This is a genomic window from Haloferax sp. s1, assembly GCF_058382125.1.
This window is the reverse complement of the sequence record NZ_JBZRPK010000542.1, coordinates 1-6,920: the sequence shown is the minus strand read 5'-3', so window position 1 is coordinate 6,920 and position 6,920 is coordinate 1. Positions and strand designations below refer to the sequence as shown.

Below are 6,920 nucleotides of genomic sequence, written 5' to 3'. Positions count from 1 at the left end.
CGGCCCCCCCCAGATCCACCGCCTCCCCTCGGAGGAAGTTCCCCTCGTCGCTCCGAGTGCGGCCGCGACCTCTCTCGCCGCGCTCGACGTGGCCGAACGCGCCGCCGCCGGTGAAATCGACCTCCCGTACGATTCCGTCGTGACTGTGTTCCCCGACTCCTCGGAGCGATACCTCTCGAAGGGCATTTACGGCGACTTCGAGTCCTGGGAAGGCTAACGAAACTGCAGTAACTCGGTTCTGGGTGTGTTACCGGTCACGAGTTGACCTCGTTTCCACCCTCTCTTCGGACGTTCTGCTCAGTCAATGAGCCGCGAGTGCTCGTTCTTGTAGCACTTGTCCTGCACGAAATCGAGACCCGCTCCTTCGGCACGCGTTGCGGCCTCGTCGTCGCGGATGCCAAGTTGGAGCCAGACTGCTTTGATATCGCCGCGCTCGTTTGCGCGCTCGATAGCGTCGTCAACGATGCCGCCCGCCTCGGAAGACGGGCGAAACACGTCGACGATGTCGATGTCTTCTTCGACATCGGCAAGGGAGTCGTACGCCTTCTCGCCGAGGATTTCGTCTTGGAATGGGTTGACTGGAATCACGCGATAGCCGTGGCGCTGCATGTATTCGGGGATGTCGTGGGCCGCCTTGCCGGGCGTCGCCGAACAGCCGACAACCGCGATGGTTTCGTAGTCGAACAGCGTGCGCAGTTCGTCGTCGCTCGTGATGGGCATATCTGTGTGGAGACGACCTGTGGGTAAAAACTCCGTGCGAGCGTGCACCGGCAGTGCAGTCAGCGATGATTCCGTTAGTGGTCCGCGAGGCGGATATCGGGCGCAGCGTCTTCGTGAGTCGTGATAATGCCGTCGAACAGCTGTTTGATGGTGTTCATCGTTCGGTCGTCGTGGGCGTCGGCGTCGATAACGAATAGGCCGAGACCGCCCACACTTTGGATACGGCCCGTGAAGACGTGGAGGAACCGGAATACCGTCTGGAGGTCGGCGTACATCAGGAGCGTCGACAGCGAATGGAGGACGATGCGGTTTTGCTCTAGCCCGCGATCTTGGTAGAACTCCTGGAGTACCTCGGAGAGCTTGATTCCGATTCCCGTCATATCCACCGGCGACGACGTGTACTTGATTCGCTCGTCGTCGCGAACGTCGCCGACACCCTGCTGTTTGGTGACGCAGTCGATGGCGGAGACTGGATTCTGCTCGTAGTCGACCCGTTTCCCGAAGTCCTTGAGGATGCGGTCTGCACCGTCTTTCGTCGTGACGATGATTGCACCTTCGCCGGTTCGGGTCCCTTCTTCGAGGATATCGAGCGCCAGCGACCGCTTACCAGTTAGCGGCGGGCCGCTAATGAGAAGATTCGTCCCCGGTTCGACCTCAACGTCGAGGTCTGCACCCAGATTATACATGCGAGTACCTCGGCTCACTGTCGACTCCGAGGGATACAATCGCATGACGCTTCCGCTCGCCGGGAGTCATCGGATAGTACGACCATACGGTGAACTGGTAATATTCTTTTTGATTGGAGGATCGGATGTTCACCTTCTCAGGGTATTCTTCAGAGAACCCTACCCCATGTTCGTGCAGTATCGTCATAGTGTGACTCCTGCGAGCGACGAGGCTCGGCCGACGATGAACGCGAACGCAGCCAGAAACATCCCGTGTTTGAGCCGGCGTTGAGCCACGCCCGGATGCTCGAACGACCGTGCGGCCGCCACGAGCATCACGACGTCGGCGGGGACGACCAGCCCAAGGTACGCTAAGCCGAACGCGCCACGGATGAACGGCACCGCACTCGCGGCAACGGCGACGACGAGGACGCCAACACCGAGCCACAGCGACGTTTGCTCACCAACGACGATTGGGAGTGTTCGAAGGCCCTCTTTTTTGTCACCGGCGATGTCCTCTACGTCTTTGACGATTTCGCGGGTCAGCGTCGCCAGCGCGGCGAGGAGGCACAAGACGAGCGCCCCGAGCGGTTTGCCGATAGCTGCGCCACCGAAGAGGAACGTCGAGCCCGTGAGCGCGGCGACGACGATGTTTCCGACGCCCGGGAGGCCCTTGAAGAACTCCGTGTAGGCGAGCAGCGCGACAAGGTTCACCACCGCGATGCCGATGGCGACGAGCGGTAACACGAGTGCCGACACGACAGCACCGCCGAAGAGGGCGATGCTGAACCACTTGGCTTCCGCGGCGGTGACCGCGCCGCGGGGAATAGGCCGGTCCGGACGATTTATTCGGTCGATATCGCGGTCGAAGTAGTCGTTGACCGCGTTGCCCGCGCCCGTGGCGAACACGGTCGCGAGGATAGCAGCGACGACGACGAGCGTATCACCGAGCGACGCCCCGGCGACGAACGCCCCGGTGAAGGTGAGGACGCCCGCGGCGATGGCGTTTCCCGGTCGGGTGAGTTCGACGAACCCGCGCGCCCGTGCTCCGAGAGACATACCGGGTACTGTATGGAGTGCAGGTATAAAACGCGCGGAGTCGCCGTCGTGAATCAATCCATTTAAAACAATCCGCGACAGACGAAGTTGTGTAGGGCGCTTAGCTCAGTCTGGACAGAGTGCTTGGCTTCGGACCAAGTTGCCGTGGGTTCAAATCCTGCAGCGCCCATGATTCTTCCGCGAACAACGTGAGCAGAGAATCATCTACGCGAAGGATTTGAACTAGCGAGCAACGCGAAGCGTTGCGAGTGAAGTTCATAATCCTGCAGCGCCTTTTTGAGGTCCGTATTCTGGAGGGCAGAGACCTGTCACTCGGTTCTCGACGCTGTCGTTCTACAAGGAGAAACAGGACGAAGTGACGTTCTACCGCGACTGGGACGCCGATTCAGACTCACTTGATGGTGAGTTGTTCGGCGGCTCGCTGGTGAATCTCGAACCGATGTTGGAAACGTACGACCCGGACGACGCCGCGCCGTGGGCGTGGAACCTGCCGAGTGACCTGTTTCAGGAACAGTTCGAGGACTGGGAGGAGTTCCAAATAATCCTCAAAAGTTCACAGCCACGAGGGTGATACGGACATGCGAGTGTTTGTCTTTGTGTCGTAGAGTTCACTCGTCAGGTTCTCTATCAACTGACATCCCAAATTTAAAAAGACGACTTATTCGGAGTTCGAGGTTCAGACTTGACCAATCCTTCTTAATTATTTTGTATATGATGCCAAACACCAATACTAATACCAATGACATCAGTCCCAGTATGAGAATCGTGGACATACTCTGATAGTGGGTATATTTGCTAATAAATTTCAATCTCGACGTATTACAATTCAATAGTAGCGACTAAAACTCAACTAAAAGAACTATTAGTCAAATCTAACGATTCAAGGTCGAAATAGACGATTACTATTTTAATTGTGGCGAGTAATGTCTCATATATGCCAAAGGTAACATGCCCGATATCTGATGTTCCTAACATTCAAGAAGCGGTAAGATTGCTAAATTCGGACGAAGAAGAAGACAGGTCAAGACTAAATGATAATTGTACTTATGTTATTCCTTATAATAGAGAACTCTCAAGAGAGCAAATTGGCAACCTGACCTCGGGGACAATAAGAGCGGGAGAAGGAAAGTATAGTTCAGATACATTAACTCCAATCGAAGACGTAACAACTCGTACAGGACCCGACGGGAAAAAATACGTTGAAGGATTTTTCCTTGACATCCATGACCTATGGAAGATGATGTACGAGCACCACAGATATGCCCGCGCGAAAGGCTTCTCAGATACGGAAATGGAAATTGTCCGTATAGTAGAATCAGCTCATACTGATAGAGTCACTACCAGTGAAATTAAATCTAACCGTCCAATTTCTGACCTTTCTCCCGGTACCGTACACAACGCACTAAACAATTTGGTTGACAAGAAGCTGATAAAAAAGCACGAGCGGGGGCTGTATAGCTATATTGGTCCTTGAGAAAGATTGAATTTCCTACATTTCCACCACTAACCAGTGTACTGCTACACCCCATCTGAGATCGACTACGAACGCGCCAACCACCAGGCGAAGGTTCAGGACCGAAAGAACCTCGACGTAAAGCGAATCGGGAACCTCGGAGAACTCGCGTTCGAGCAGTTCTGCCGCGAATACCTCCCTGTCGACCTCTGGGAGTGGAAAAACGAAGAAGCGATGCGGCGGTGCAACCCGGAGAGTTTCTCGTCGTACGATTTCGAAGTGTTCGGCTACGAGGTCGACGTGAAGACCTCGCGCGACGTATCTTCGTTCCTCCCCGAAACCCTCCTCGACAACGACCCGGATGACGACATCATCGTGATGGTCTGGCACCGGGACAAGGAGGACAGTCTCATCATGCTCGGCTGGGAGCGCGTCGAGACGCTGAAATCGAAAGCGGCGTCCCAAGAGAAGTATTCCGGTGAGGAACCCGAGAAACTGGACCACCTCGCGGCGCGGCCGATGAACGAAATCATCGACCTCGGACCGAACACGGCGTACATGAACCAGAAGCCGGAGAATCCGTTCTCGCCCGGTGACCGCGTGAAAAAGAAGGGTGACGACGATGCGTCTGTCGCGGTCGTCGTGGAGGTACTTCCCCCTGAGAAGAACACCGGCGCGTACGGACAGGAGATGGACGGTGAGGCTGTTAGTGTCGCGTTCCCGTCCAGTTTGGATGAAGGACCGGGCGAGTGGCGCGACATCAACCCGGCGCTGTACGCGTCGTACTGCTACGACCAGAATATCAAGCTCTACACGTACAAGCACTCGAATTTGGAGTTTGCCGAGGAAACATAGTCTCCCTCACGTATCTGGAAAGAGATTCTACCCTTTTAAGTCATCAATCATAGACTCTGACGTCGCACCCAACAAAATGATTCTCTCAAAATATTCTTTGTTTTTGCCATTACTGACTCTTTCAAGAAATTCCGGATCAATACTGTATTCGTTTTCAGGAGGAAGTGCATATTCCTCATTAAACCCGTCTACAGCTAACTGAACTCGTCTGAGCTTGTTTAAGCCAGAATCAATCCATGAATCAACTATAGTGTATAGTGTTTCTTCACTAACTGAGTCGAATTTGACATTTCGAACACCCTGCTCAAAAGAGGCTGTCTTTTGTGTATCTTGATAAGACTGGAGTTTCATTTCGGCTATCTTAAAATCCACACTAGCCGAGCGTAGTCCAGACAATGCCCAGTCAAGATTGGTCAACTCGTTTTCAACAACGTCTACGAAATGTGCTTTTCCGGTTCGGATTAGTAGATAGACTTCCGTAGATATCTTTGGTGTGTTAGACAACGAGTTAACCTGAAGATCAAACACAACGCTATTCCCTTGCTTGTTATCTGGCAAGTCACGAAATTCGTCCCCTGTGATTTCTCTGATAATTGTATCTTCAATTGTGACGACGACACTCCATTTAAACGGAACATAGCCCCACTCTGGTATACTTCTAGTTGAAAAATCGACAATGACTTTCGTGGATTTATTTTTACTTAGACCAGAAGTAGATTGGACTGAGTCAATTTGAGCTAAGGGAAATTCATGTGTAGGGGATCTAGCATCAACATGTGGATAGTAGTGGTGATCGCTAAGTTCCCCCTCTTCCCAGTAATATCCTCTCTCCTGTAGCTCTGATTCTATTTCTTCAGCAGAAACCTCATCTGCGAATGCCTTATCAACGTTTCGTCGATCAAGGTCGTGGACAAGCCGACCAGTAGCAATCTCCTCGACAGGTCCTCGAGTTCCTAACTCTATTGTTTGGTGAACCTCTTCTGCGACTTCGGCCAATGGCATTTCATAGACCATCTGACAAAGTTTGTTGACCTCCTCAACTGCGGATTCAACATCAGCCACTATTTTGGACTTGTTTTTGTCCCTGAAAAACCGGTCACCAATTCTAAAATCATGAGCTAGTTTGTTTCTTAAGTCCGTATAACTCCCGAACCCTTCGATGTCGAAACCAACCATTTCAAGAATAGCTCTTTTAGAAGACACATCTATTGAATTTAGCTTTGATTGGTTGCTATTTTTAGGCAAGATTTCACGCGCATCAATATTTGATTCGTTTACTATCGCCAACCCGAGGAGATATTCTACTGCAGAATGACTGAGAATGAGATGAAAACCAACGTCTAAAATAACACTAGAAAGTTCTCTCGACACAGTATATCTCTCTAAGCCAACGAGATATCGGCGCGCACTTTCCCATTTTTTAGCTGAACGGAGTGCTCTTTGTGATGTCTGGTGATAGAATAAGAGTGGTCGTGCGATATCTAATTGAACAAAATACTCTTCAAGATTATCAATTTCTTCGTCAGTAAGAGTTACTCTTGAAACCATTCTCCTGTCCCTATTTCAACACCTTGTCAATAAAATAATTTGCCTGGACCCATATGCAGCCACCCATCCACCCGCCCCCTTTACGGGTAAGGGTAATGGGTGCCCCCTCACTCGCTATTCTCTACACGGCTACGTCGATCTCCCCGGAGAGATAGGCGCGACCCTTCGAAGAAATCCGATAGTACCCTCGCTCGACCTCTTCAATCACCCCGACTTTGCTGAGTTTGCTCATTCGGCGAGAACCCCAGTTCCGAGTATAATCGAGGTACATCACAACGACAGCAGGCAAGAGAATCAGGTCAGATTCGTCTAAAAGCTCCAGTACCTGGTCGTCAGTCTGGTTCATCCACCCGACGCGCGGGCGCATGAGGAACGAAGCGAGGCGAGTACGCAAACGGAGGGAACGCTCGTGACCTCATCTTCTGGAAACACGTCGGGCGAGCAATCACTGAGAATTAGACGAGAAGCACCCCCAACTGGGGAGCGCCCTACCGGAACGACCCCAAAAACCTAGCATATAGTACACAATTGGGAACCAAAGCCCGACTTATGTCGGGTGAATTACTATCTTTCTTTTATTATATTGTCATTTTGGTTTTATTGGTCGAGTGTTGCGTTTT

General features: G+C 52.0%; 8 protein-coding genes, 1 tRNA gene and 1 pseudogene. 5 read left to right on the top strand and 5 right to left on the bottom strand.

The genetic code is table 11. The features are described from left to right. Positions 1-217: pseudogene (locus QT222_RS09510) on the top strand (cysteine synthase); the annotation flags it as partial. An 80-nt stretch (positions 218-297) separates the two neighbouring features. Here QT222_RS09510 and QT222_RS09505 read toward each other — a convergent pair. The 3 genes from QT222_RS09505 to QT222_RS09495 form a co-directional block, all read right to left on the bottom strand. Further along, positions 298-720 carry a CoA-binding protein gene (locus tag QT222_RS09505; protein ID WP_004056952.1) on the bottom strand — a complete coding sequence of 141 codons (423 nt, stop codon included), beginning with the start codon at positions 718-720 and terminating at the stop codon, positions 298-300. Between the two features lie 74 nt (positions 721-794). Further along, positions 795-1,406, bottom strand: coding sequence for an RAD55 family ATPase (locus tag QT222_RS09500; RefSeq protein WP_004056953.1), 612 nt, complete (start codon positions 1,404-1,406; stop codon positions 795-797). A 183-nt stretch (positions 1,407-1,589) separates the two neighbouring features. Continuing rightward, on the bottom strand, positions 1,590-2,444 hold the full coding sequence (locus QT222_RS09495) for a geranylgeranylglycerol-phosphate geranylgeranyltransferase (RefSeq protein WP_491477026.1): 855 nt from the start codon (positions 2,442-2,444) through the stop codon (positions 1,590-1,592). 94 nt (positions 2,445-2,538) lie between these two features. Between QT222_RS09495 and QT222_RS09490 the strand changes: the two genes are divergently transcribed. From QT222_RS09490 to QT222_RS09475, 4 genes are all read left to right on the top strand, one after another. After that, a tRNA-Arg gene (locus QT222_RS09490) sits at positions 2,539-2,613 on the top strand. Between the two features lie 186 nt (positions 2,614-2,799). Continuing rightward, a complete protein-coding gene (locus QT222_RS09485; protein WP_491477025.1) occupies positions 2,800-3,015 on the top strand; it encodes a hypothetical protein in 216 nt (71 codons plus the stop codon). 363 nt (positions 3,016-3,378) lie between these two features. After that, entirely contained in the window at positions 3,379-3,918 is a 540-nt protein-coding gene (locus tag QT222_RS09480) for a hypothetical protein (protein WP_491477024.1), read from the top strand. Between the two features lie 36 nt (positions 3,919-3,954). After that, positions 3,955-4,752: a DUF7961 domain-containing protein gene (locus QT222_RS09475; RefSeq protein WP_491477023.1), complete on the top strand. Its 798-nt coding sequence runs from the start codon at positions 3,955-3,957 to the stop codon at positions 4,750-4,752. 27 nt (positions 4,753-4,779) lie between these two features. On the opposite strand, the gene QT222_RS09470 is transcribed toward QT222_RS09475, so the two are convergent. Then, positions 4,780-6,300, bottom strand: a complete 1,521-nt coding sequence (locus QT222_RS09470; RefSeq protein ID WP_491477022.1) for a hypothetical protein — start codon at positions 6,298-6,300, stop codon at positions 4,780-4,782. 121 nt (positions 6,301-6,421) lie between these two features. After that, positions 6,422-6,694, bottom strand: coding sequence for a MarR family transcriptional regulator (locus tag QT222_RS09465; RefSeq protein ID WP_491477021.1), 273 nt, complete (start codon positions 6,692-6,694; stop codon positions 6,422-6,424). Positions 6,695-6,920 lie beyond the last annotated feature (226 nt).